The organism is Stakelama pacifica, from assembly GCF_004361835.1.
In the GTDB taxonomy this organism is placed as follows: Bacteria; Pseudomonadota; Alphaproteobacteria; order Sphingomonadales; family Sphingomonadaceae; genus Sphingomonas; species Sphingomonas pacifica.
Window position 1 is genome coordinate 407,104 of record NZ_SNWD01000002.1, and the last position, 23,946, is coordinate 431,049.

The following is a 23,946-nucleotide window of genomic DNA, read 5'->3' on the forward strand; positions in this document are numbered from 1 at the left end:
TAATGTCCGAATCGCTTCCGATCGATGCGGTGCTGCCCGACCTGATCGCTGCGCTGTGCACCTCGTCCTGCGCAGTGCTGGTCGCCCCGCCCGGCGCGGGCAAGACTACGGCGGTCGCGCCCGCTCTGCTCGGCGAACCCTGGTGCAGCGGCGAAATTCTGCTCCTCTCCCCCCGCCGGATCGCGGCGCGCGCGGCTGCGGAGCGGATGGCGGCGCTGGCCGGGGAGCGGCCCGGCGAAACCTTCGGCTATGCGACGCGGATGGACAGCAAAAGATCGGCTGCAACGCGGGTGACGGTCGTGACCGAGGGAATTTTCGTCAATCGCATCCAGTCCGACCCTGAATTGTCGGGCGTTTCGGCGGTGCTGTTCGACGAGGTGCATGAGCGCAGCCTCGACAGCGATTTCGGGCTGGCCCTCGCGCTGGATGCACAAGGCGGGTTGCGGCCTGACCTGCGCATTCTTGCCATGTCCGCGACGCTGGATGGGGCGCGTTTCTCGCAATTGATGGACGGCGCGGCGGTGATCGAGAGCGAAGGACGCAGCTATCCGCTCGACCTGCGCCATATCGGGCGCAATGCCGAGGCGCGAATCGAGGATTCGATGGCCGCTGCCATTCGCCGTGCGCTGCGCGAGAGCGAGGGCGGCGTGCTTGCATTCCTGCCCGGCGTTGCGGAGATTGAGCGGACGGCGGAGCGGCTCGATTCGCTGGGCGAGGAAATCGTACTGCACCGCTTGCACGGCAGCCTCGACCCCGCTGCGCAGCGCGCGGCGATCGCACCCGATCCCGAGGGGCGGCGCAAGCTCGTGCTGGCCACGTCGATTGCCGAAACCTCGCTGACGCTCGACGGCATCAGGGTGGTGGTCGATTCAGGGCTGGCTCGTCGCCCGCGCTATGACCGGGCGGGCGGGATGACGCGGCTGGTAACCGAGCGCGCCAGTCAGGCGGCAGTGACACAGCGCGCGGGGCGTGCCGCGCGGCAGGGGCCGGGGGTTGCATGGCGGTTATGGGAAGAGGCAGCAACGGCGGGCCTGCCGCCCTTCGACCCGCCCGAGATATTGGAAGCCGACCTTTCGGCGCTGACGCTCGATTGCGCGCTGTGGGGCGTTGCCGATCCGGCCAGCCTGCGCTGGCTCGACCCGCCGCCGCCCGCCGCAATTGCCGAGGCGCGGATGCGGCTCACCGCGCTGGAGGCGCTCGACGGCGATGGTCGGCCCACTGGGCATGGGGCAGCGATTGCGCGGCTGCCGCTGCCGCCCCGGCTCGGCCATATGCTGGTTCGCGCGGCGGAGGGCGGATTCGCGAAGAGTGCTGCCGAAGTCGCGGTCCTGCTGGGTGAGCGCGGGCTGGGCGGCAATGACGCCGATCTGGAACAGCGCCTGCGCCGTTGGCGGACAGAGCGCGGGCGGCGAGCCGACGGCGCGCGCAAGCTGGCACAGCGCTGGGCGCGGCTGGTCGAACCCTTTGCGGCGAAAGGCGCGGTGCCGCAGGGCGATCCGGTCGCGCTGTCGGTCGCGCTGGGCTTTCCCGACCGGATCGCGAAACGCCGCGATGCATCGGGCGAGCGCTGGATTTCGAGCGGCGGGCGCGGCTTTCGACTCGATCCGGCCTCCTCGCTGGCGCGCAACGAATGGCTGGCGGTGGCGGAAACGCAAGGATCGGCATCGGGCGCGCGCATCCTCTCGGCAGCGCCGCTCGACCCGGCCGACATCGAAACGCTGTTTGCCGCACGAATCGAGATCCGGCGCGCGGTCCGGTTCGATCCGGCGAGCGGCGCGGTGGTCGCCGAACGGGCCAAAATGCTCGGCGCGATCCGCCTTTCCGCCGGGCCGGACAAACAGGCCGATGCGGAGGAGATCGCCGCCGCTCTGGTCGAGGGCGTGCGCGAACATGGCCTGGCGCTGCTCCCTTGGGGCGAGGGCGCGACTGCATTGCGAGACCGCGCCGCCTTTGCCGGAGAGAGCCCGCTCAGCGACGAATCGCTGCTCGCGCGGCTCGACGAATGGCTGCCGCCGCTGGTGGCGGGCAGGAAGCGGCTCGACCGGGTGGAGCCACAGGCGCTGACGCATGCGATGGAGGCGCTGCTCGGCTGGGACGCGCTGCAGGCGGTCAACCGCATCGCGCCGCGCGCCTTTACTTCGCCCGCCGGATCGACGCACAGCATCGATTATGCCGCTGAGGGCGGGCCGCGCGTGGAGCTTCGCGTACAGGCGCTGTTCGGCCTTGCCGAGCATCCGGTGATCGGCCGCGACCGCGTGCCGCTGGTGCTCAGTCTCACCTCACCCGCCGGGCGGCCGATTCAGACGACGCGCGATCTGCCGGGTTTCTGGGCCGGAAGCTGGCGCGATGTGGCGAAGGAAATGCGCGGTCGCTATCCCCGACATCCCTGGCCCGACGATCCGGCAAGCGCCGCGGCGACGCTGCGCACCAAAAAGACGGATGCAAGGCGAAGCGAATCGCGCTAACCGGACGTTGGTTCATTCAGGACGGAACGAGGAAGGGAAGTATCGTGGCTGTCGCGCGTATCTATCAGCGCCCAAAAAATGCGATGCAGTCGGGCCGCGCCCGCACTCAGGAATGGGTGGTGGAATTCGCGCAGACCGAACCGCAGGAACCCGATCCGCTGACCGGATGGGCGGGCCATGCCAACACGACCAGTCAGGTGCGGATGCGCTTTCCCACGCTGGAAGCGGCGAAGGACTATGCCCAGCGGGAGGGGCATGACTATCACGTCATTCCCACGCCCGAGCGCAAGCTGAAGCTTCAGGCCTATGCTGACAATTTCCGCTAAAGCCGGGTGACATCACATTAATCCTCCCTCCCCTTCAGGGGAGGACCCGGGGATGGCGCGCTTGCGCAAGCGTACCGTTCACAGGGGGACGGTTCGCTACACCATCTCGGTCGGGGTGATGTTGACGATCACGTCACGCACCGTGGTGAAGACCAGCAGCACCGTCGCGACCAGCAGCGCCGATAAAAGGCCGATCAGCGCGAACAGCGCGCGATAGAGCCAGATAAACCAGATATCGCTCAGCCCCTCAAACTCGCCCACCGGCAGGGTGAGGAGGAGGAGCAGCACGACCGATCCCAGCAGCGTTGCCGTCGCCATGCGCGACACACGATAGATGTTGCGATAGAAATGCGCGCCGAACTCGGCTTCGGCACGGCGCGCCATGCCGATCAGCGTCAGCATCAGGGCAAGCGTCGTTGCCGAGGCAGTGGCAATGGCCGACCCGAAATACAGTCCCGCCTGCGACAGCTGGTTGATCAGATCGATCGCCTTGGCGTCCGAATAGACCTGACCCACCGCGTAAAATGCGCTGCCCGCAAGCGCCAGTGTCGCAACGGCGCCCACCCATGCCCAATAATGCGTCTTCATGGCCGCCCCAACCCGAAACCGCCGGGCAAGTTCCTCAATTTACTTGGTTTATCATGCCCGAGCCGAGCAGGAGCAGCAATTTGACGTCCATCGCCATACCCTCTTCGCGGCGCGCGGCGACATAATCGGCAAGCTGGCTGAGCGGTACGCGATGCACATTAATATCCTCGCCATCGACGCCGCCGCCCTCGCTCACTTTTTCAAGCTTGCTCGCGCGCACCAGCGTAAAGCCTTCCGAGGCCATGCCGGGCGAGGAGAAAAACTCGCCGAGATTGTCTAACCGGCCGGCGCGATAGCCGGTTTCCTCTTCCAGCTCGCGCCCCGCCGCCGCTTCCGGCGCCTCATCACCGCCGTCATCGCCGACCAGCCCGGCGGGCAGTTCGAGGCAGCGACGGCCCAAAGGCGCGCGATATTGATCGACCAGCAGGACATCGCCGTCGATCAGCGCAAGGATGACGGCGGCGCGCATACCGCGCGCCCGGCTGACAAATTCCCACCGCCCCTGCTTCTTGGCGACGATCCAGTCGCCCTGCCATTTGATTTCGACGGGCTTGTCGCTGTCGTGATGGTTCAAAGCTCGATCAACCGATTGGGGAGTTCGTTGGGATTGCCTTCGCTTTTGGGGAAGGTCTCGGACAGGACGGTGCCCATGGCAGCAATGGCGGCGATCATACCGCCTGCGCGATCGCCCTTGCGGACATGGTCGATCAGTGCCGCCATGGCGTCGCCCCAGCGCTCGGCGGGTACGCTGGTGTGGATCGCCTCGTCAGCGACGATCTCCGCCATATGCTCGTCGAGCGAGAGATAGAGCAGGATGCCTACGCGGGTTTCGGTGCGTTTCTCAGCCGAAGCGCGGAACAGCGCCACCGCCCGTCGCCGCACCCGGCGCGACCGGGTGGCGCGGGGGGTGAGTGCGACGCGAAGCCGTCCCCATTCCAGCCCGTAGCGGATGAGGAGGAAAACCAGCGCCTGCACCACCAGCAGCACGACGAGCATTTCGGAAAGGCCCGGCGCCTCCCACCCGCTGGTGAACAGGCCGAGCTTCATTTCCAGCAATTTCGGGAACAATGCGAAGATCGCCGGGACCAGCAGCACGCCGAGCAGCGCATAATGCAGCGCGACATCCCGATATTCGTCCGAGCGATGCGCGATGATCGTGACGATCTCACCATCGGTATCGGCCTCCGCTTCGGCGACTGCACCTGCGATCCGCGCATGATCCTGCGCGCTTAAAGCCTTGTAGGTCATTACCAGCCCCCCGAAGCGCCGCCGCCGCCGAACGAGCCGCCGCCGCCCGAAAAGCCGCCGCCGCCACCGAAACCGCCGCCTGAGCCCCCGCCCCAGCCCGAGCCGCCGCCTCCGCCGAAACCGGGGCCCCAGATGATGACCGGTCCCGCGCCCCGGCGATAGCGCCGCCCGCGCGCCCGGCCGAACAGCATCGGCACGACCACGAAGAACAGCACCGCCAGCCAGAACAGCCCGACGATCAGCCCCGATCCGTCATCGCCCTTGCGTCCGCGCGTCTTTGCCGCGTCGAGCTTCTGTTTGGCGCGCTGCTCCGCGGCCTCCAGCGGCAATTTCATCTGCTCGCCGATCGCGGCGGCGCCCGCCATGATACCCCCCGCCATATCGCCCTTTTTAAAGCGCGGCAGGATATCGTCATGGATGATCATGCTCGACATCGCATCGGTCATCACCGGTTCGAGACCATAGCCGACCTCAATCCGTACCTTGCGCTCGTTGGGTGCGACGATCAGGATGATGCCGTTATTCGCCTTGTCCTGCCCGATCTTCCACGCGCGGCCGAGGCGATAGCCGTAATCCTCGATCGGATAGCCCTGAAGATCGGGGATCGTCGCGACCACGAACTGCCGCCCCGATGCCTGCTCGATTTCTTGCGACAACTGGGTGAGCTGCGCCACCTGCTGCGGGTCGAGCAGATGCGCGTCATCGACGACCCGGCCGGTGAGCTTCGGAAAGGTCTGCGCCGACGCCGGCAGCGCGACGATCAGCAGCGCAAGCAGGGCGGTGATCAGCGCAAGCAGCGTTCGCGACGGAACCGCGCCAGGCCTGCTCGCCCGAACCGGTGGATGGTGCACTATCGCGCTCACCGCTTCAGTTCATATTCCCGAAATCGACCGTCGGCGCGACATCGGCGTTCGGGGTCGTCGCCTGATAGGGCACCATCGGCTTGGCACCGTAAAATACCTTGGCGCCGATCGCATCGGGGAAGGTGCGGATGGTGACGTTATATTTCTCCACCGCTTCGTTATAATCGCGGATCGCAATGGCGATGCGGTTTTCGCTGCCTTCCAGCTGGCTCATCAGCGTCTGGAAATTGTCCTGACTCTTGAGCTCGGGATAGCGCTCCACCGTGGCGAGCAGACGACTGAGCGAACCGTTCAGATTGCCCTGCACGCGCGAATATTGCTGCATCTTGCCCGCATCGGTCAGGTCGTCGGCCGAAACATTCACCTGCGTCGCACGAGCGCGCGCATTGATGACGTCCGATAGGATCTTGCCCTCCGACTGGGCCGATGCCTTTACCGTGGATACGAGATTGGGGATGAGGTTCGCCCGACGCTGATAATCAGCCTGCACATCGGCCCAGCGCGCCTTGGCATTTTCCTCTGCCGTGGGAACACTGTTCAGCCCGCAGGCCGAAAGCATCGCCGCCATTGCCAGTGCCATCACTGCCTTGAAACGCATGGAGTGTGTTCTCCCGGAAACAAACTTGCCTTTGCCCGTATTAGCGGGGCAGGATCATCAATGCGATGAAAATCCGGTTTCGTCGTGCCGAATGCCCAAAAGGATAAGGAGCCCGCCTTTGTTCGCCGAATTCCGTAAATTCGTGATGCGCGGCAATGTCCTCGACCTTGCCGTCGCAGTCATTATCGGTGCTGCGTTCGCCACGATCACCAAATCGCTGACCGACGATGTCATCATGCCGGTGGTCGGATGGATTTTCGGCGGGTTCGATTTTTCGAGCTATTTCATCCGACTGGGGCCGATCCCCGAAGGCTATACCGGGTCGGTCAATAATTATGCCGCGCTGAAGGAAGCGGGCGTGCCGCTATTGGGCTATGGCGCGTTCGTGACGACGGTGATCAATTTCCTTATCCTCGCCTTCATCATCTTTCTGATCGTTCGCAGCGTAAACCGGATGCTGGCACGGTTCGAGCATCAAAAACCCGAAGTGCCCGCCGCCGAACCGACCGATGTCGTGCTGCTGCGCGAAATTCGCGACGAATTACGCAAACGCCCCGCGGAATAAGGCGTCAGGCGGCGGCGAGATCCTCGGCATTGGCATCGGCAAGGCTGGTGCCGTCGAGGATGCGAGCGGTTTCATCGCGGACCCGCGCCATCGCGATGCGAATCGCGCAGCTCGCCTCATCCCGGCAATCGTTGCACGGCTTATAGGCGGTGCGGCTGACGCACGGGACGAGCGCCAGTGGTCCCTCGATCACGCGAATCACTTCGCCGAGCGAAATCAGATGTATGGGCCGCGACAGGCAATAGCCGCCCGCCTTACCCCGATACGAATGAATCAGCCCCGCCATGCGCAGATCGGCCAGGATAAGCTCAAGGAATTTGCGCGGGACATTCGCCTCCCCCGCGATCCGCTTCATCGGCACGGGCCGGCTTCCGGCGGGATAATGCGCGAGATACAGCATGGCGCGCAGGGCGTAACGGGATCGCTGAGTCAGCATGACGAGTGTCGCCATGCCCGATCAATGTGGCCAACGGATGGCCGGGCAACGCTTTTCTTTCGCGACAAAATGCCTATATGGGGAATTGCCGGTTTCGACCGGCTATGGCGATAAATTGTGGCGTGCAATAGGCACAGCGGACCCGGGGGCAGTACCCGGCGGCTCCACCATAACCGGTGGTGTATCTGGACACCGTTTCTGACGGGGCCGAACCAGGATCGACGTGTGTTGAAAAACGCTGTTTTCGCTCGGAATGGGACCACCGAAACGGCCCATATTCACAAGTGCCAACGATAACGAAGCACTCGCTATTGCGGCGTAATCTGACGGCCTAACGGCCAAAGATTACTCTAAAATGCGCGGTTGGACCGCACCGGGCAACAGAAGCGGATTCCGGCGGCCGCCGGGGGGGCCGAGCAACAGAACCCCCCGGACCTTCTTTCCCACAGGTTTCGATTCAGACCGGCAGGATTAGCCGCGCTGTCGTACGATCGGTGCGAAACAGCTCGAATGTGCCGTTGAGCTGCCCGGCGAGCATCGCGGCGATGCGCAGGCCAAGGCTGTTGCTTGCCTCGATCGAAAATCCTTCCGGCAGGCCATGGCCGTCATCGCGCACCTCAACCTTCACCAGATCCTCGCCATCGCGCGCGAGGTGCACCTCGATATGGCCGGCATCGCGGTCGCGAAAGCCGTGCTCGATCGCGTTCGCCATTGCCTCGGCAACGATCAGCGCGAGCGGCACCGCAGCGTCGGGATTGAGCGCGGCATCGTCGGTTACATTGATCGTGCAGGCAATACCGGTGCGTCCGCTCGCCTCCACCACATCGGCGCAAAGCGGCTCCAGAAATTCGCGGATTGTCCGGGTTGCGCCGCTGGCCGAATAAAGCTGGCGACTGATCTTGCCGATCAGCCCGAGCCGTCGTGAGGCCTCGTCCAGCGCCGCGCGCCCTGCTTCATCGCTGACCTGCCGCTTTTGCAGCGACAATAGCCCTGCCGCGACCTGAAGATTGTTCGACACCCGGTGCTGCAGCTCGCGGAACAGCAATTCGCGCGTTTCGGCGAGCTTGCGATTATTCTCCCGCTCATCGGCAAGCTTCGCATTGGCGCGCTGCATCCAATGGATGATGACGATGTCGACGGTCACGACCAGCACGTAAAAGCCGAGCGCGATCCATCCGCCGCCGATCAGCGCGAAGCTGTAGAATGGCGCGATGAAGAAATACCAGGAGAAGAAGCCGCAAACCAAAGCCGCAATGCTTCCCCAGCGCGAGCCGAAGAAAAACGAAGACAGGATGACCGCGGGGAAAAAGGTGACATACGGAAAGCCGTTCGGCAACGCAGGGTCCGCCGCCAGCCGCAGGAACAGGGCAAACAGAACCAGACCCGCCACACATGCCGCTGCCAGAAGCGGGCGCGACCGGGCGATCGGCAGGCGTTCGAGAAAGCGAACCTGATCCACGCTGCTGCGCGAAGATGTGTCGGTGATGGTGAAACCCTTTGCCAGTACGAAACCCGCGGAACTGCCGCCGGTCCCATATAGATTACCCGCCTGCCCGCGCCAAGGATGGGCGTTCTCCATAAGAAAAGGGGCCGGAATGACCCGGCCCCTCTTCCTGTTTCGTGAAGCGATCGGTTGTGATCAGTCTTCGGTGATGAAGGACGGCAGGCCGATATCGCTGCCGTCTTCCTCGCTGCGCGGTTTGTCGCCCCGGTCGCGGCGCGGACCGCGAGGTCCCCGGCCACCACGATCGCCGCCACGGTCACCGCGATCGCCGCCCCTGTCGCCACGATCCCGACGCGGACCGCGATCGCCACGATCGCCACGCGGTTCGCGTGCTTCGCGCGGCGGACGGGTGTCCTCCAGCTCTTCGCCGGTTTCCTGATCAACGACGCGCATCGACAGGCGAACCTTACCGCGCGGATCGATCTCGAGAACCTTGACCTTCACTTCCTGACCTTCGGACACGACGTCCGAGGGCTTTTCGACGCGCTCATTCTTCATTTCGGAGACGTGGACGAGGCCGTCCTTGCCACCCATGAAGTTCACGAATGCACCGAAATCGACGATGTTGACGACCTTGCCGTTGTAGACCTTGCCGACTTCGGCCTCTTCCACAATGCCCTTGATCCAGTTCATCGCCGCTTCGATCTGGCTCGGATCGGACGAGGAAATCTTGATCTGACCTTCGTCGTCGATATCGACCTTCGCGCCGGTGGTTGCGACGATCTCGCGGATCACCTTGCCGCCGGTGCCGATGACTTCGCGGATCTTGGTCTTGTCGATCTGCATCGTTTCGATGCGCGGCGCATGTTCGGAGACGCTTTCACGCGTGTGATCGAGCGCCTTCGACATTTCGCCGAGGATGTGCGCGCGGCCTTCGTTCGCCTGAGCGAGCGCGACCTTCATGATCTCCTCGGTGATGCCGGCGATCTTGATGTCCATCTGGAGCGAGGTGATGCCCTTGCTCGTACCGGCAACCTTGAAGTCCATGTCGCCGAGATGATCTTCATCGCCAAGGATGTCGCTCAGTACCGCGAAATCCTTGCCTTCGAGGATCAGGCCCATCGCGATGCCCGAAACCGGGCGCTTCAGCGGAACGCCCGCATCCATCATGGCCAGCGAACCGCCGCAGACCGTCGCCATCGACGACGAACCGTTCGATTCGGTGATGTCAGACAGAACGCGGATCGTGTACGGAAATTCTTCCGCATCCGGCAGCACCGGATTGAGCGCACGCCATGCCAGCTTGCCATGGCCGATCTCACGACGACCCGGCGCGCCGAAGCGGCCGACTTCACCGACCGAATAGGGCGGGAAGTTATAGTGCAGCATGAAGCGCTGATACGACAGGCCGGGCAGGCCGTCGATCATCTGCTCGGCATCCTTGGTGCCAAGCGTGGTGGTGCAGATCGCCTGCGTCTCACCACGCGTGAACAGCGCCGAACCATGGGTACGCGGCAGGAAGTGGACCATCGCTTCGATCGGACGAACCTGCTTGGTATTGCGGCCGTCGATCCGCTTGCCGTCCTTGAGGATGGCGGTGCGGACGATCTCCGCTTCCAGCTTCTTCATCATCTTGCCGGCGGCCATCTGTTCCTGGCCCTCTGCATCAGCAAAGGCTTCCTTCACCTTCGCCCGCGCTTCGTTGAGGGTAGCCGAACGCTCGGACTTGTCGGTCAGCTTGTACGCTGCCGCAATATCCTTGCCGACCAGATCCTTGATCTTCTTCTTGAGCGCGCTGGTATCGCCCTGCGGCGCCAGTTCCCAAGGCTCTTTCGCTGCCTGTTCAGCCAGATCGATGATCGCGCCGATGACTTTCTTCGATGCGTCATGCGCGAACATGACCGCGCCCAGCATCTCGTCTTCTGAAAGCTCCTTCGCTTCCGATTCGACCATCATCACTGCATCGTGGGTTGCCGCGACGACGAGGTCGAGATCGCCTTCCTTGCACGCTTCGAGCGAGGGGTTGAGCTGATATTCGCCGTCCTTGTACCCCACGCGCGCTGCGCCGATCGGGCCCATGAACGGAACGCCCGAAATCGTCAGCGCTGCCGAAGCGGCATACATCGCGACGATGTCCGGCTCATTCTCGCCATCATAGGAGAGGACCTGACAGATCACGTTGATTTCGTTGTAGAACCCTTCCGGGAACAGCGGGCGGATCGGACGGTCGATCAGGCGGCTGGTCAGCGTCTCCTTTTCGGTCGCGCCGCGCTCACGCTTGAAAAAGCCACCCGGAATACGACCGGCGGCCGAGAATTTTTCCTGATAATGGACGGTCAGCGGGAAGAAATCCTGTCCTTCCTTTACCGACTTTGCGGCGGTCACTGCGCACAGAACCACCGTTTCGCCGAGCGTCGCGAGCACCGCGCCGTCGGCCTGCCGCGCAACGCGGCCAGTTTCGAGGCTGAGGGTCTGTCCGCCCAGCTCGATTTCGACTTTCTTCATATCAAACATTCGATTTCCTTCGTACCGGGCGCCCTATGCGCACCGGGGCATACGGATGCGAGCCAGGTTCGGCTCTTTTTTCGGGGATGGGCCGGATTGCCCGCCCCTCGACAATGCGGCGCTTATCCCATCGGGGGGCGCCGGGTTGGGGCAGCATGATCGTAAAATGCTGCCGCGTCATGACAAAAGGGCGCCCGATGGGGCGCCCTTCGTTCGATTTATTTGCGAATGCCGAGCTTCGCGATAAGGTCCGAATAGCGGCCGTGGTCTTTCTTCTTCAGATAGTCCAGCAGGCTGCGGCGCTTGTTCACCAGCATCAGCAGGCCGCGGCGCGAATGGTTATCCTTCGCATGCGTCTTGAAATGCTCGGTAAGGTTGGCGATGCGTTCGGTCAGGATCGCGACCTGTACTTCGGTCGAGCCGGTGTCGCCTTCGCCGCGACCATGTTCCTTGACCAGCGCATCCTTGCGCTCTTGCGTAATCGACATTCTGTTTCCTTCGACATCGCGTTACAGATTGAACCCGCGAACGACACGGACCGACTGGTCCTCGACCTCCACCAGCGCGACCGGGACATCGTCCAGCATCGCAAAAGCAGGGCCATCGTTGGCGGCGATCCCGTCCAGTTGCCGCCCCTGACGGAGCAACCCTGCCTGGTCGGGCGATAGGGAGAGAGCCGGGATGTCGTCCAGCCCCGCCCTTAATGGCAGGCAAACATCTTCAAGGGCGCGGGCCATAGCGGCTTCGTGCAATTTGTCCAGCGAAATCGCTGAATTCAGGTCGAACGGACCTGCCTTTATCCGGTGCAACATGGTGACATGTCCCACCGAATCAAGGGCATAAGCGATATCGCGGGCGAGGCTGCGGATATAGGTGCCCTTTGAGACATGGGCGGTCAGGGTGATGGCGTCGAGTGGCGCGTCGGGTAAGGGGCCGCCGGTTTGCTCGACGTCGCCCCGGCGCAGGCCGGGGTCGTCCGGATTTTCCGGTTCGCGCGCCTCATGGCGATCCCGGCCTTCGCCGGGATGACGAGTAGCAGCGGGATGACTGACCGTCAGTGCGTGGATCGTCACCCGCCGCGTCGCGAGTTTTACCTCGCCGCCCTGCCGGGCGATGTCATAGGCGCGCTGGCCATCGACCTTCAGCGCCGAATAGGCTGGCGGCATCTGATCGATTTCGCCGGTGAAGCGCGGCAGCACCGCTTCGACATCGGCGAGGGTCGGGCGATTTTCGCTGGTCGCCACGACCTGCCCCTCACCATCCAGGGTATCGGTTTCGCTGCCGAAGCTCAGCGTGAAATCGTAAATCTTGTCGCTGTCGAGCATCCGCCCGGCCAGCTTAGTCGCTTCGCCCAGCGCGATCGGCAGCACCCCGCTCGCCAGCGGGTCGAGCGTGCCGCCATGGCCGACCTTGCGCTTCGGATAGTCGCCGGTGCGCAGCGCGCGCTTCACCGCGCTGACCGCCTGAGTCGAGCCGAGCCCCACCGGCTTGTCGATAATGATCCAACCGTTCATGGCGCGCGGCCCTAACCGCGTGTCATCGGTTTCGCCAGCCCGGATCATTTATCGGGAAGCGGCCCCGCGACGCCCGGCCCGCCATATTGCGGCGGCTTTGCGCTGCGCACGATACTGCGCACGCCGCATTTGCGCTCGCTATTCTGCAATTCATAGACGAACGAAAAGCGGTCGAAGCGCGCATTGGTGTCGGTCGTATAGCCAAGCGAGGGCTGGCCTGCTGTCCGGATACACGGGCCGGACAGCGTGATATAATACCAGCGCAGCGTGCGATCCTGGACATAAAGCGAGGAATCATCAGGGCCGCGCGTCCAGTTTTGCAGCCCGCCATTGGCCGCGTTGGCGATCGTCACCTGCGGCCGGTCCTCGATCGGAGGCGGCGGGGCATCCTGAGCGGGGGCGAGGGCGAGCAAAAGCGCAGCGATCATCATGACGGCCTTTCTATCCTGTCCCGACTGAACCGGTGCTGAGCGGGGCGGTTCCGCCCGACAGCGCCTCAGCGAAATGGCGGCGGCACATGGCGACATAGCGTTCATTGCCGCCGATTTCGGTCTGCTGCCCCTCGGCCACCGGATTGCCCTCGCCATCGACCCGCAGGTTCATCGTCGCCTTTCGTCCGCACCGGCACACAGATTTCAGCTCGATCAGCGCATCGGCAATCGCCAGCAGTCGCGCCGAGCCGGGGAAAAGATCGCCGCGAAAATCGGTGCGCAGGCCATAAGCGAGGACGGGGACGTTGAGATCGTCGCACACCCGGGCGAGCTGCCCCACCTGATCGGGGGTGAGGAACTGCGCCTCATCGACCAGAACGCAGCCCGTGGCGCGCTCCGCCCGGTCGGCGGCGATGGCGGCGAACATATCGGTGTCGGGGGTGAAGACGTGCGCGGCGGCGGCAAGGCCGATGCGCGAGGCGATCCGCCCCTCCCCCGCCCGATCGTCGATCGCGCTGGTCCACAGCATCGTCGTCATGCCGCGTTCGCGATAGTTGAAATCGGCCTGAAGCAGCGTGGTCGATTTCCCCGCGTTCATTGAGGCGTAGTAGAAATAGAGCTTAGCCATGATTCGGCCTGTCTGACCCGTCCCTCGCGTGTCGGAAGTTGTGGAAGTTCACACTACGTCCCCCTGCCCCCTTCCCCCCGTGGCGCACCGAAAGGTGCGGTCGGGCGAGAGGGAGAAGGACGTCATCCGACCGGCATGGCAGATCGGGGGCGTGTAGGACAGGGGTTTATGCGGGCGGCGCGGGGGCTGGCGGTGTGGGGGATGTGCGGTGAGGGCGCATAGAGAAACATTACCGTTAGTGCGCGCCGGTCCGGATTGCCTCACCCGCTTTTGCGGGTTCGCGGAGACGAGGATTGGGTTCGGTTCGGGCTCTTTCTCCGTATTCCCGCGAAGGCGGGAATCCAGCGGCAAGTATGTGCCCGCATCTCCCTCGGCACGATATTCGTCAAGCCCCGATCGGACGGCGCGGCCAAGGCAGCGGTGCGCGTGAGGCTCTGGACCCCGGATCAGGTCCGGGGTACCCGAATAGGGCTGGCGCTCTCGCCAGACCGAACGTCGTTCTTAGCGGAGGCGGGATTCCATTGCGCGACCAACGCATCGGTGCGCGCGGGGCTCTGGACCCCGGAACAGGTCCGGGGTACCCGAATGGGGCCGGCGCTCTTGCCAAACCGAACGTCGTCCTTAGCGGAGGCGGGATTCCATCGCGCGGCCAACGCAGCGGTGCGCGCGGGGCTCCGGTCCCCGGAACAGGTCCGGGGTACGCCTCAGCCCTCGCTGTCGTCAGCGTCGTCCAGGTCCTGCGCCACCTTGGGGTCGCGCAGCAGTTTTTCGATATGACTTGCCTCGTCAAAGCTCTCGTCGGCGAGGAATTTAAGCTTCGCGGCGTATTTCGTGCGAATACGCTGGGCGACTTCGCGCTGAAGATAGGCGGTGTTGGTGCGCAGCGCTTTGAGCACCGCTTCCTCATCCTTGCCCAGCAGTGGCTTCACGAACACCGTCGCATGGCGCAGATCGGGCGACATCCGCACTTCGGTGACGCTCACCATATGCTGGCTGAGCGTATCGTCATGCACATCGCCCCGGCTCAATATGTCGGAGAGGACATGGCGCACCTGTTCACCGACGCGAAGCGTACGGACGGACTGGGATTCGGGAGTTTCGCTGTGGCGCATACTTGAAATTTTCGTCGTTTTCGCTTATTCAACCATCACTACGGCGGAAGTGTTCAACGCTTCCATCTCCAGGGCTCGGATGTTGCAGCATCCGGGCCCTTTTTGATTAGGCTCCCGGCGTTGCAGCGCCGGGAACCCGTCAGGCATTATTTGTGCTTCAGCTCAATGAGCTTCACCACAAGCCCGAGCAACGCGACAAGGAATGTCGCGAAACTCAGCGCCAATACTACGGCAGTTATGTCCATCGGCTTTCACCTCCTTTCGACCGCGTGGTGCGGTCGAAAAGAGGTGTAGCAGAACGGCGACTGCCGGGTAGCTGGTCCCGCCTGCTTTCACAGCAAGCCGGCCTTTTCATCGCGAAACCCGACGTCATTGCGAGGAGCGAAGCGACGAAGCAATCCAGCGGTTCGCGTGACGCTCTGGATTGCTTCCCCCGGCTCAAGGCCGGGGTCGCAATGACGGAGATGCACAGCTCGTCTTGTCCCGGCGCACGGCCGGGGTCGCAATGACGACTGCGCGTAAAAGCCGGGCGCAAGGTCTCCCTCGCGCCCGAACCTTTTACAGCGTGCGTTCGCGCATCTCGACTTCGAAGGTTTCGAGATAGTCGCCCGGTTTGATGTCGGTGAAGTTCTGCGTGAACGTCACACCGCATTCCAGCCCGGCGCGCACTTCGGGGACATCGTCCTTGAAGCGACGCAGCGATGCGATTTCGCCCTGATAGATGATGACATCGTCGCGCGTGATGCGAGCCTTGAGCGCCTTGCGGATCGACCCTTCGGTGACCAGCAGACCGGCGGCCTTGCCATGCTTGCCAGCCGAGAAGACCTCCTTGATCTCCGCACGGCCGACGACCGTTTCGAAGGCTTCGGGGCCAAGCTCGCCTGCCATACCGGCACGGATATCGTCGGTCAGGTCATAGATGACGTCATAATATTTGAGCGCCACCGCCTGACGTTCCGCAATCTCGCGCGCCTTTGCATTGGCGCGGACATTGAAGCCGATGATCGGCGCACCGCTCGCGCCCGCAAGCGACACGTCGCTTTCGGTGATCCCGCCGACGCCCGAATGCAGGATGCGCACGCGGATATCCTCAGTCGAAATCTTGTTGAGCGAACCGATGATCGCTTCCACGGTCCCCTGGGTATCGCCCTTGATGACCAGCGGATATTCGATCGCCTGCTTGTCCTTCAAAGCACTGAACATGCTTTCAAGGCTGGCCGGTGCCTGAGTCGTGCGCTTCTGCTGCATCACGCTCTGGCGATATTCGGCGATTTCGCGTGCCTTGGTCTCGGTATCGACCACCTGAAGCTGGTCGCCCGCCATCGGCACGCCCGACAGGCCAAGGACTTCGACCGGCGTGGAAGGACCAGCCTTCTTCACCTGCTTGCCCTTGTCGTCGATCATCGCACGAACCTTGCCGCTTTCCGCGCCAACGACGAAGATGTCACCGACCTTCAGCGTGCCGCGACGAACGAGGATCGTCGCAACCGGACCACGGCCCTTGTCGAGCTTTGCCTCGACCACCGCACCTTCGGCGGCGCGACCGGGATTGGCCTTCAGTTCGAGCAGTTCGGCCTGAAGCTGGATCTTGTCGGTCAGGTCATCGAGACCGGTCTTTTTCAGCGCGGAAACTTCCACGTCCTGAACGTCGCCCGACATTTCCTCGACGATGACTTCATGTTCCAGCAGACGTTCGCGGATCTTTTGCGGATTCGCCTCGGGCTTGTCGCACTTGTTGATCGCAACGATCATCGGCACGCCCGCCGCCTTGGTATGATGGATCGCCTCGATCGTCTGCGGCATCAGCCCGTCGTCTGCGGCAACCACCAGCACCACGATATCGGTCACATTCGCACCGCGTGCGCGCATGTCCGAAAAGGCTTCATGGCCCGGCGTGTCGAGGAAGGTGATCTGCGACTTGTCCTTCAGCGTTACCTGATAGGCGCCGATATGCTGGGTAATGCCACCGGCTTCGCCCGCAGTCACATCGGTCCCGCGCAGCGCGTCGAGGAGCGAAGTCTTGCCGTGATCGACATGGCCCATGATCGTGACGACCGGAGCGCGCGGCTTCAGATCCGCTTCGTTATCTTCGGTCGTGTCGAGTTCCAGTTCCACATCGGCGTCGGAAACGCGGCGGACATTATGCCCGAAATCGGTGACGAGCAGTTCGGCCGTGTCCTGATCGATGGTCTGATTGACGGTGACCGCCATGCCCATCTTGAACATTGCCTTGACCAGATCCGCGCCCTTTTCCGCCATACGATTGGCGAGTTCCTGCACGGTGATCGCTTCGGGCACCTGAACGTCGCGGACCTGCTTGTGCTGGTCGCCGCGCGAACCGCCGACATTCGAACGCTTTTCCTTTTCCCGGGCGCGTTTCAGCGCGGCAAGGCTGCGGGCGCGTGCGCCCTCTTCGCCGCCAAGCGCGCGATTGACGCTGAGCTTGCCCGAACGCCGGTCGTCGCGTTCCTTGCGGCCACCGCGATTGTCCTTGCCGCCCGGCGCATCGCCGGCACCCCGCTTGGGCGCTGCGTCGCGCGACGCAGGCTCTGCCTTGGGCTTCGGCTTGGGCTTCGGAATTTCGGGACGCTGCACCGGCGTGAAGCGGCGCGGCGCGGGGCGGCTCGGATCGAGGCCAAGTCCGACCTCGGGCGCTGCAGGCGCAGGCGTTTCCGCCTTTGCCGGTGCTTCGGCCTTTGCAGGCGCTTCCTGCTGGGCCTTTACAGGCTCTGCCGCTTTCGGCTCTTCCGCAGCTTCCTGCTTCGGCTCAGCCTTGGGCGCGTTTGCAGCTTCGGCAGCGTCCTTCGCTGCCTGAGCTTCGGCGGCCTTTTTGGCTTCGGCTTCTTCGGCTGCCTTACGCTCGGCGTCTTCTTCTGCCTTGCGCTTTTCCTCGGCGCGGCGGCGTTCGTCTTCCGACGCCTGCTGCTTTTCCTGCTCCTCGCGGCGACGCGCTTCTTCAAGCGAGTTCATGCGCGCCTCTTCGGCCTCGCGAAGCAGGCGCTCCTGCAATTCGCGGCGCGAATTGGCGTCCGCTGCCGGGCGCGGCGCGGGCGTGGGTGCAGGCGCGGGCGCCGGCTTCTTCTTCGCCTCGGGAGCGGGAGCGGGCGTCGGCGCGGTATCTTCGCGCTGCTGCTCCTCGCCCGGACGGCCGAGCACGCGGCGCCGCTTCACCTCAACCACCACGGTATTGGAACGGCCATGGCTGAAGCTCTGCTTCACCTTGCCCGTTTCCACCGTGCGCTTGAGGCCAAGCGTGCGTGCGCCCAGTTTCGGCTTTTCCTTGTCCGTATCGCTCATCCGGTTACTCAAAATCCTTCGTTTTTTCTACGCCAGCAGGCTCGAATGCCGATGCGCCCTGCGATTCACTTTCGCAAGACAGCGTGAAGCATTCGGGTCCGATAAAGTGCAGCCAGCGGTCGAGTGCTTCGCGCACCCGCTTCGCCGCCTGGGCGTCGGTCAGCCCGGCATGTACCACATTTTCGCGGCCAAGGGCCAAGGACAATATGGTGCGTCCTACCGGCAATGCCAATCCCTTCAGACCGGAACCTTCCGATTCCGATCCGACCCGCCACGCCTGGGCGAGTTTCGCAGCGCCGTCGGCGCGCGCATCATTTGCGTGCAGCAACATGCACAGCTTACCCGAGCGCGCCGCCTTTTCGATGCGCTCCGATCCTATAATAAGCCTTCCGGCGCGCGACTCCAACCCCAGCCGGTCGAGCGCATTGCGTTCGAGCGCGGCGGCGATGCGCTCGCCAAGGTCGTCGGGCACCGATAATTTCGCGCCCTTGAAGGCGCGGGCAAGCGCGCCGCGAAGCTTTCCCTTCGCCTGCGCTTCTTCCAGTTCGGCGCGGGTAACGCCGATCCATGCGCCGCGCCCGGGGGCCTTTGCCCGCACATCGGGGAGCACATCACCGTCCGGCGAAATGGCGAGCCGGATCAGCCCCTCACGCGGCGATTCCTCGCGCGACAGGATGCAGGTGCGGATGGGGGCGCATGCGTCCGTGGATGCCGGGACCAGCCCGGCATGACGGAGTGTATCGGTGCTTAGCGCCGTATCATTGTTCGGAGTCCGCAATTGCGTCCTCCTGCGCCGAATCCGGCGTCTGCTGATCGGTTTCGGCCGGAGCCGCTTCCTCATCGTCGAACCAATGCGCGCGCGCGGCCATGATGATTTCGTTACCCTGTTCTTCGGACAGGCCATATTCGGCGAGCACGCCGCCCTTGTCCTCGGTGCGCTTCGGCGCGGCGTCGTTGCGACGGCGCGGTTCGGCGCGCTTCTTCGCGACCAGTTCGTCGGTGGCGAGGTCGGCGAGATCGTCGAGCGTCTTGATCCCCGCCTTGCCCAGCGTGACCAGCATCGCTTCGGTCATATAGGGCATGGTGGCGAGATCGTCCTCGACGCCGAGCGCGCGGCGCTGCTCACGATTCGCTTCCTCGCGGCGGTCGAGCGCTTCCTGCGCACGACTTTGCAGCTCCTGCGCCAGATCGTCGTCGAAACCTTCGATCGCGGCGAGTTCGTCGAGTTCGACATATGCGACTTCTTCAAGCTCGCCGAACCCTTCGGCAACCAGAAGCTGTGCCAGCGTTTCGTCGACATCGAGTTCCTTCTCGAACATCGCCGAACGTTCGACAAATTCCTTCTGCCGCTTCTCGCTCGCATCCGCTTCGGTCAGGATATCGATCGCCTTGCCGGTCAGCTGGCTGGCGAGGCGGACATTCTGGCCGCGACGGCCGATGGCGAGGCTCAGCTGATCGTCGGGCACGACGACCTCGATCCGCTCCTCTTCCTCATCGAGCACCACGCGCGCCACATTCGCGGGCTGAAGCGCGTTGACGACGAAGGTCGCGATATCTTCCGACCAGGGAATGATGTCGATCTTTTCGCCCTGCATTTCCTGAACGACCGCCTGAACGCGGCTACCCTTCATGCCTACGCATGCGCCGACCGGATCGATCGAACCGTCATGGCTGATCACGCCGATCTTCGCGCGGCTGCCCGGATCGCGGGCCGCTGCCTTGATCTCGATAATGCCGTCATAGATTTCGGGCACTTCCTGCGCGAACAGCTTCTTCATGAAGTCGGGATGCGCGCGGGAAAGGAAAATCTGCGGACCGCGATTTTCGCGGCGAACGTTCAGGATCAGCGAACGGATGCGGTCGCCAACGCGAACGACTTCGCGGGGAATCTGCTGGTCGCGGCGGATAACGCCCTCGGCGCGGCCCAGATCGACAACGACATGGCCGAATTCGACGCGCTTGACGACGCCGGTGATGATTTCGCCCGCGCGATCCTTGAACTCGTCATATTGACGCTCGCGCTCGGCATCGCGGACCTTCTGGAAGATGACCTGCTTCGATGCCTGTGCGGCGATACGGCCGAATTCGATCGGGGGCAGCGGATCGACGATATAGTCGCCGACAGCGGCGCCCTTCTGGAGCTTCTGCGCGTCCTTGACCGAAACCTGTTTGAAGAAGTCGTCGACCTGTTCGACCACTTCGACGACGCGCCACAGACGCAGATCGCCGCTATTGGGATCGAGCTTTGCACGAATGTCGTTTTCCGCGCCGTAGCGGGCACGCGCCGCGCGCTGGATCGCGTCTTCCATCGCCTCGATGACGATCGCCTTGTCGATCAGCTTCTCACGCGCGACGGCGTCGGCAATGGCGAGCAGCTCTGCCTTATTGGCGGAAATCGCAGTGGCCATGGGGTCAGTCCTGTCCTTCTTCGATAAATTCGTCAGCACCCTCTGCGGAGAGCGCCTGCGTTGCAGCGATCAGCCGGTCGGTCATTACCAGCTTGGCATCGTCGATCGCGTCGATCGGCAGCAGGTGTTCCTGCTCCTGCGCATCGACGATCTTCACCGATTCGCCTTCGACGCCCGTCAAAATGCCCTTGAACGCCTTTCGCCCGTCGCGCTTTTCGGCAAGCGTGATCTTCGCCTCATGCCCTTCCCATGCGGCGAAATCCTTCAGCCGGGTGAGCGGGCGGTCGATGCCGGGCGACGACACTTCCAGCCGATAGGCATAGGGAATCGGGTCCTTGCCCGCCTCCTCTAGCGCGTCGAACTTTTCCGACACGCGGCGCGACAGATTGGCGCAGTCGTCGATCGTGAGCTGCCCGGTTTCGGGGCGCTCGGCCATGATCTGCAACGTCGGGTCCGATTCGCCGCCGAACATCTTCACGCGCACAAGTTCGAACCCAAGGGCAGTCGCCTCCGGTTCGATCAGCGCGGTCAGTCGGGCAATATCGGTCATGCAGATCCTGTACATATAGCTTCGGCGCCGCCGGAGCCCGTTGGGACCCGACCTCTGCAACAGTAACGATGTAGAGAAAGCGCATTGGCCATATAGGCGATCGCAAGCCCTGCGGCAAGTGCCGTTGCGATGCCATGGTTGCGCTTGCGCAGGGATACGCTTTGGGAGGAAAAGCGTTCGGTCACAATCACTCAGCATCTGAAGGGGGACGCGATGCGCCCGATCCATCTGCTTTGCACTTCGCTAGTCGCGCTTGCCGCCTGTTCGGGCGGATCGTCCGGTTCGGGCAGTACGGTAACGCCCGCCCCCAGTCCGACGCCCACGCCGGGCGCCACCCCCGCGCCCGGCGCTACGCCTGCGGGCACGCCGGTTTCCATCCCGGCGAGCGATGCGCCCTTCACGGTGCAAAGCTATGGCAGCTTCGACAATCCCTTCTCGGTCGCGTTCCTGCCCGACGGGCGCGCCCTCGTCACGGAGAAGCCGGGCACGATCAAGCTGGTGACGATCGGCGGCACCACCAAAAATGTCGGCGGCGTTCCGGCGGTCGAATATGGCGGTCAGGGCGGCCTGCTCGACATCGCGCCCGCGCCCGATTTCGCGACCAGCAAGACGGTGTATCTCAGCTATTCACAGCCCGGTCAGGGCGGCAGCGCGCTGGCGATCGCACGCGCCACGCTGAACGAGAGCGGATCGGCACCGACGCTCGGCAATCTGAAGGTCATTTTCCATCAGCAACCGGCAGGCGATGGCGGGCAGTTCGGCGGGATCATCGCCTTTGCCCCCGACGGCAATTCGCTGTTCCTCTCCTCGGGCGAGCGGATGCGCAAAACGCCCGCGCAGGACCCGAACAGCGCGCTCGGCAAAATCCTGCACATGACGCCGGACGGCAAGCCCGCGTCCGATAATCCGTATCGCTCGGCGGGCGGCGAGCGCGCCTATATCTGGTCGAGCGGGCACCGCAATCCCTATGGCCTTGCCTTCGACGCGGCAGGCAATCTGTGGGAAAACGAGATGGGGCCGAAGGGCGGCGACGAACTGAACCTGATCGAAAAGGGTGCGAATTACGGCTGGCCCGAAGTGTCGAACGGCGACAATTATGACGGCTCGCCCATCCCCGACCACGACACCCGCCCCGAATTCGCCGCGCCGAAACTATGGTGGAATCCGTCGATTTCTCCCGCCGGGCTGGTGATCTATTCAGGGAATGTCTTCCCGCAATGGAAGGGATCGGCGTTGCTGGGCGCGATGTCGGGGCAGGCGCTGATCCGCGCTTCGCTGAACGGTACCGCTGCGCAAAAGGCGAACCAATGGGATATGGGCATGCGCATTCGCGACGTGGCGCAAGCGCCCGACGGGTCGCTATGGGTGATACAGGACGGCGATGACGGCAAGCTGATGCGGCTGGTGCCCAAGGGGTGATGTGCCGGGCCTGATACCAGGCTGCGTTGATATGGACCGATCCGCGTATTGCGATCCCTGCCACCGGTCGACACCGTAGCGAAAGCTGGGGTCTCCGGGGGGCTTGGGGAAGAACGGAGCCGCGCACCTCCAGCAGATGCCGGCTTGTGCCGGCATGACGGCGGAGGGATGGGACGCCATCCATGCAGCCGGGTATTACGGCCCGGCAAGCCTTGCAACTCTGCCCGTTCGCGTCGAGCGGTGTCGAGACACGTCGGCCGGGGTGCTCAGAACCAAAGTGCTCTTACGAGCACGCGCGGTTCGCGCTCAGGCCCGATCGAGCAGGCACGTCAGCCGGGCAGCCGCAATCGGGCGGGCAGGATCGTCCTGCCATGCATGCGCCTCGACATTCGCGATCCGGGTGCCGAGGCGGATGATCGTTCCGACCGCACGGGTCGGTTTTTCGCGCCCCCCGCGCATATAATCGACCGTCACATTGACCGGCTTGATCCGCGCCTCCGCCTCACCCAGCGCATTATAGAGCGCTGCGATCGCCGCCATTTCGAGCAGGCCACCGATCGCGCCGCCATGGACGAAGCCGGGCCGCCCGGTCACATCGCGGGCGAACGGCATGACGAGCACCGGCGCGCCTTCTCCCGTCTCGACCGACAGGCCCAGCAGATCGGCATAAGGCGGCAGCTTCATTTGCGGTCCAGCAGCATGAAGGTGCCGGCGACATGGGCGAGCGGATCGTCCGGATCGCCGTCATGCGCATGGCCGCGCACAAAGGCGATCGAGCGCGTGACGCGATAGCATTCGCCACGGCCGATCACCGTCCGGTGCGGGCTGGCGGGGCGGAGATAATCGATGCGCAGGTCAAGCGTGGCGTGCGGCAGAAAGGCGCCGCGCTTCAGCCAGACCGCGCCGCTGCACGCCATGTCCATCAGCGCAAGGATCGGCCCCGAAGCAAGGATGCCGCGGGCTTCGTCGCCGATCAGCTTCGCATCATAGCCAAGCGCCAGTTCGCACCAGTCATCGCCATGCGCATGATAGTCCATGCCGAGCGCATTGCCGTGCAGGTCGAAGCGCCGGGCGAACAGCGCCTGCGGATCGAAAGAGGCCGGTTGTGCGGACGACATGATAGCGGCGTACCGCGGGCGGCGCTTACCCGCAATATGGCATGCCCGCCGCTGCCTTTCGCCGCCGAACGTTACAGCGATGTAACTACCGTGCCGCGCGTCGCGGGGGATAGCATTTGCGCGGTTTATCGAACCCACAGGGAGTCCATGCCATGCCGCGCATTATTTTCAGCGACGCCGAGATTGTCGACCTGCCCGTATCGCTTGCGCTTGCCGGAGCGATCGGCGGCGAGCCAGCCGGGGACGGCATATTGGAAATCATCGTCGCGGTCGCCAATGGCTGAGCGATGACGGCAGCGGAGCGAGGGAGCGGCGGCGGCGATCCGGGCGGTGTCGCGCGCGCGGTCGCCGATGCTGCGGATGCGGATGGCGCGTTGGCGATCCTCGAAAGGGCGCTCGGCGATCCGGCATAGGTTGCCGCGCTGATCGCG

26 protein-coding genes and 1 other RNA gene are annotated in these 23,946 nt (G+C 63.9%); 7 read left to right on the forward strand and 20 right to left on the reverse strand.

Annotation, left to right across the window (positions count from 1 at the left end):
* Window positions 1-2: 2 nt before the first annotated feature.
* Together hrpB and EV664_RS05065 are read left to right on the forward strand one after the other, a co-directional pair.
* Complete coding sequence (gene hrpB, locus EV664_RS05060) at window positions 3-2,465, forward strand: ATP-dependent helicase HrpB (RefSeq protein ID WP_133494579.1); 2,463 nt, start codon at window positions 3-5, stop codon at window positions 2,463-2,465.
* Window positions 2,466-2,509: 44 nt separating this feature from the next.
* Complete coding sequence (locus EV664_RS05065; RefSeq protein ID WP_133494580.1) at window positions 2,510-2,791, forward strand: ETC complex I subunit; 282 nt, start codon at window positions 2,510-2,512, stop codon at window positions 2,789-2,791.
* Between the two features lie 96 nt (window positions 2,792-2,887).
* Here the strand turns inward: EV664_RS05065 and EV664_RS05070 are convergent, their stop codons facing one another.
* The 5 genes from EV664_RS05070 to EV664_RS05090 form a co-directional block, all read right to left on the reverse strand.
* Entirely contained in the window at window positions 2,888-3,379 is a 492-nt protein-coding gene (locus EV664_RS05070; RefSeq protein WP_133494581.1) for a hypothetical protein, read from the reverse strand.
* A 34-nt stretch (window positions 3,380-3,413) separates the two neighbouring features.
* Window positions 3,414-3,953, reverse strand: coding sequence for an NUDIX hydrolase (locus EV664_RS05075; RefSeq protein WP_229668088.1), 540 nt, complete (start codon window positions 3,951-3,953; stop codon window positions 3,414-3,416).
* A complete protein-coding gene (locus EV664_RS05080) occupies window positions 3,950-4,627 on the reverse strand; it encodes a TPM domain-containing protein (RefSeq protein WP_133494582.1) in 678 nt (225 codons plus the stop codon). The genes EV664_RS05075 and EV664_RS05080 overlap by 4 nt, the downstream gene beginning before the upstream one ends.
* Window positions 4,627-5,424 carry a TPM domain-containing protein gene (locus EV664_RS05085; RefSeq protein ID WP_133494762.1) on the reverse strand — a complete coding sequence of 266 codons (798 nt, stop codon included), beginning with the start codon at window positions 5,422-5,424 and terminating at the stop codon, window positions 4,627-4,629. The genes EV664_RS05080 and EV664_RS05085 overlap by 1 nt, the downstream gene beginning before the upstream one ends.
* A 70-nt stretch (window positions 5,425-5,494) precedes the next feature.
* Entirely contained in the window at window positions 5,495-6,088 is a 594-nt protein-coding gene (locus tag EV664_RS05090; RefSeq protein WP_133494583.1) for a LemA family protein, read from the reverse strand.
* Window positions 6,089-6,206: 118 nt separating this feature from the next.
* On the opposite strand from EV664_RS05090, the gene mscL reads away from it, so the two are divergent.
* Window positions 6,207-6,653, forward strand: coding sequence for a large conductance mechanosensitive channel protein MscL (gene mscL / locus EV664_RS05095; protein WP_133494584.1), 447 nt, complete (start codon window positions 6,207-6,209; stop codon window positions 6,651-6,653).
* 4 nt (window positions 6,654-6,657) lie between these two features.
* Here the strand turns inward: mscL and EV664_RS05100 are convergent, their stop codons facing one another.
* Complete coding sequence (locus EV664_RS05100; RefSeq protein ID WP_133494763.1) at window positions 6,658-7,089, reverse strand: RrF2 family transcriptional regulator; 432 nt, start codon at window positions 7,087-7,089, stop codon at window positions 6,658-6,660.
* Between the two features lie 48 nt (window positions 7,090-7,137).
* Here EV664_RS05100 and ssrA point away from each other — a divergent pair.
* Window positions 7,138-7,484: a transfer-messenger RNA gene (ssrA, locus tag EV664_RS05105) on the forward strand.
* A gap of 62 nt (window positions 7,485-7,546) precedes the next feature.
* Here the strand turns inward: ssrA and EV664_RS05110 are convergent.
* The 12 genes from EV664_RS05110 to rimP form a co-directional block, all read right to left on the reverse strand.
* Window positions 7,547-8,668: a sensor histidine kinase gene (locus tag EV664_RS05110; protein ID WP_133494585.1), complete on the reverse strand. Its 1,122-nt coding sequence runs from the start codon at window positions 8,666-8,668 to the stop codon at window positions 7,547-7,549.
* A 60-nt stretch (window positions 8,669-8,728) separates the two neighbouring features.
* Entirely contained in the window at window positions 8,729-11,047 is a 2,319-nt protein-coding gene (gene pnp, locus EV664_RS05115; protein WP_133494586.1) for a polyribonucleotide nucleotidyltransferase, read from the reverse strand.
* 209 nt (window positions 11,048-11,256) lie between these two features.
* Window positions 11,257-11,526 (reverse strand): 30S ribosomal protein S15, encoded by a 270-nt coding sequence (gene rpsO / locus EV664_RS05120; RefSeq protein ID WP_133494587.1) that lies wholly within the window; start codon window positions 11,524-11,526, stop codon window positions 11,257-11,259.
* Window positions 11,527-11,547: 21 nt separating this feature from the next.
* Window positions 11,548-12,552: a tRNA pseudouridine(55) synthase TruB gene (gene truB / locus EV664_RS05125; protein WP_133494588.1), complete on the reverse strand. Its 1,005-nt coding sequence runs from the start codon at window positions 12,550-12,552 to the stop codon at window positions 11,548-11,550.
* A gap of 44 nt (window positions 12,553-12,596) precedes the next feature.
* Complete coding sequence (locus EV664_RS05130; protein ID WP_133494589.1) at window positions 12,597-12,983, reverse strand: DUF6491 family protein; 387 nt, start codon at window positions 12,981-12,983, stop codon at window positions 12,597-12,599.
* Between the two features lie 10 nt (window positions 12,984-12,993).
* Window positions 12,994-13,611: a thymidine kinase gene (locus EV664_RS05135; protein WP_133494590.1), complete on the reverse strand. Its 618-nt coding sequence runs from the start codon at window positions 13,609-13,611 to the stop codon at window positions 12,994-12,996.
* 704 nt (window positions 13,612-14,315) lie between these two features.
* Window positions 14,316-14,723 (reverse strand): 30S ribosome-binding factor RbfA, encoded by a 408-nt coding sequence (rbfA, locus tag EV664_RS05140; RefSeq protein ID WP_133494591.1) that lies wholly within the window; start codon window positions 14,721-14,723, stop codon window positions 14,316-14,318.
* A 146-nt stretch (window positions 14,724-14,869) separates the two neighbouring features.
* A complete protein-coding gene (locus tag EV664_RS19760) occupies window positions 14,870-14,968 on the reverse strand; it encodes a putative holin-like toxin (RefSeq protein WP_373287485.1) in 99 nt (32 codons plus the stop codon).
* A gap of 313 nt (window positions 14,969-15,281) precedes the next feature.
* Complete coding sequence (infB, locus tag EV664_RS05145) at window positions 15,282-18,020, reverse strand: translation initiation factor IF-2 (protein WP_133494592.1); 2,739 nt, start codon at window positions 18,018-18,020, stop codon at window positions 15,282-15,284.
* 4 nt (window positions 18,021-18,024) lie between these two features.
* Window positions 18,025-18,741, reverse strand: coding sequence for a DUF448 domain-containing protein (locus EV664_RS05150; protein ID WP_373287490.1), 717 nt, complete (start codon window positions 18,739-18,741; stop codon window positions 18,025-18,027).
* A 37-nt stretch (window positions 18,742-18,778) separates the two neighbouring features.
* On the reverse strand, window positions 18,779-20,428 hold the full coding sequence (nusA, locus tag EV664_RS05155) for a transcription termination factor NusA (RefSeq protein ID WP_133494594.1): 1,650 nt from the start codon (window positions 20,426-20,428) through the stop codon (window positions 18,779-18,781).
* A 4-nt stretch (window positions 20,429-20,432) separates the two neighbouring features.
* A complete protein-coding gene (gene rimP, locus EV664_RS05160) occupies window positions 20,433-20,978 on the reverse strand; it encodes a ribosome maturation protein RimP (protein WP_133494595.1) in 546 nt (181 codons plus the stop codon).
* Window positions 20,979-21,191: 213 nt separating this feature from the next.
* Between rimP and EV664_RS05165 the strand changes: the two genes are divergently transcribed.
* On the forward strand, window positions 21,192-22,397 hold the full coding sequence (locus EV664_RS05165; RefSeq protein ID WP_133494596.1) for a PQQ-dependent sugar dehydrogenase: 1,206 nt from the start codon (window positions 21,192-21,194) through the stop codon (window positions 22,395-22,397).
* A 306-nt stretch (window positions 22,398-22,703) separates the two neighbouring features.
* Here EV664_RS05165 and EV664_RS05170 read toward each other — a convergent pair whose 3' ends face one another.
* The gene (locus EV664_RS05170) at window positions 22,704-23,081 is read right to left on the reverse strand and encodes a PaaI family thioesterase (protein WP_133494597.1); all 378 of its coding nucleotides are present in this window, start codon (window positions 23,079-23,081) and stop codon (window positions 22,704-22,706) included.
* Entirely contained in the window at window positions 23,078-23,515 is a 438-nt protein-coding gene (locus EV664_RS05175) for a PaaI family thioesterase (RefSeq protein ID WP_133494598.1), read from the reverse strand. Before EV664_RS05175 ends, EV664_RS05170 begins: the two co-directional genes overlap by 4 nt.
* 152 nt (window positions 23,516-23,667) lie before the next feature.
* Between EV664_RS05175 and EV664_RS19625 the strand changes: the two genes are divergently transcribed.
* Both EV664_RS19625 and EV664_RS19630 read left to right on the forward strand, forming a co-directional pair.
* Complete coding sequence (locus EV664_RS19625; RefSeq protein ID WP_268237619.1) at window positions 23,668-23,799, forward strand: hypothetical protein; 132 nt, start codon at window positions 23,668-23,670, stop codon at window positions 23,797-23,799.
* 3 nt (window positions 23,800-23,802) lie between these two features.
* Complete coding sequence (locus EV664_RS19630; protein WP_268237618.1) at window positions 23,803-23,928, forward strand: hypothetical protein; 126 nt, start codon at window positions 23,803-23,805, stop codon at window positions 23,926-23,928.
* The last annotated feature ends 18 nt before the right edge of the window (window positions 23,929-23,946 follow it).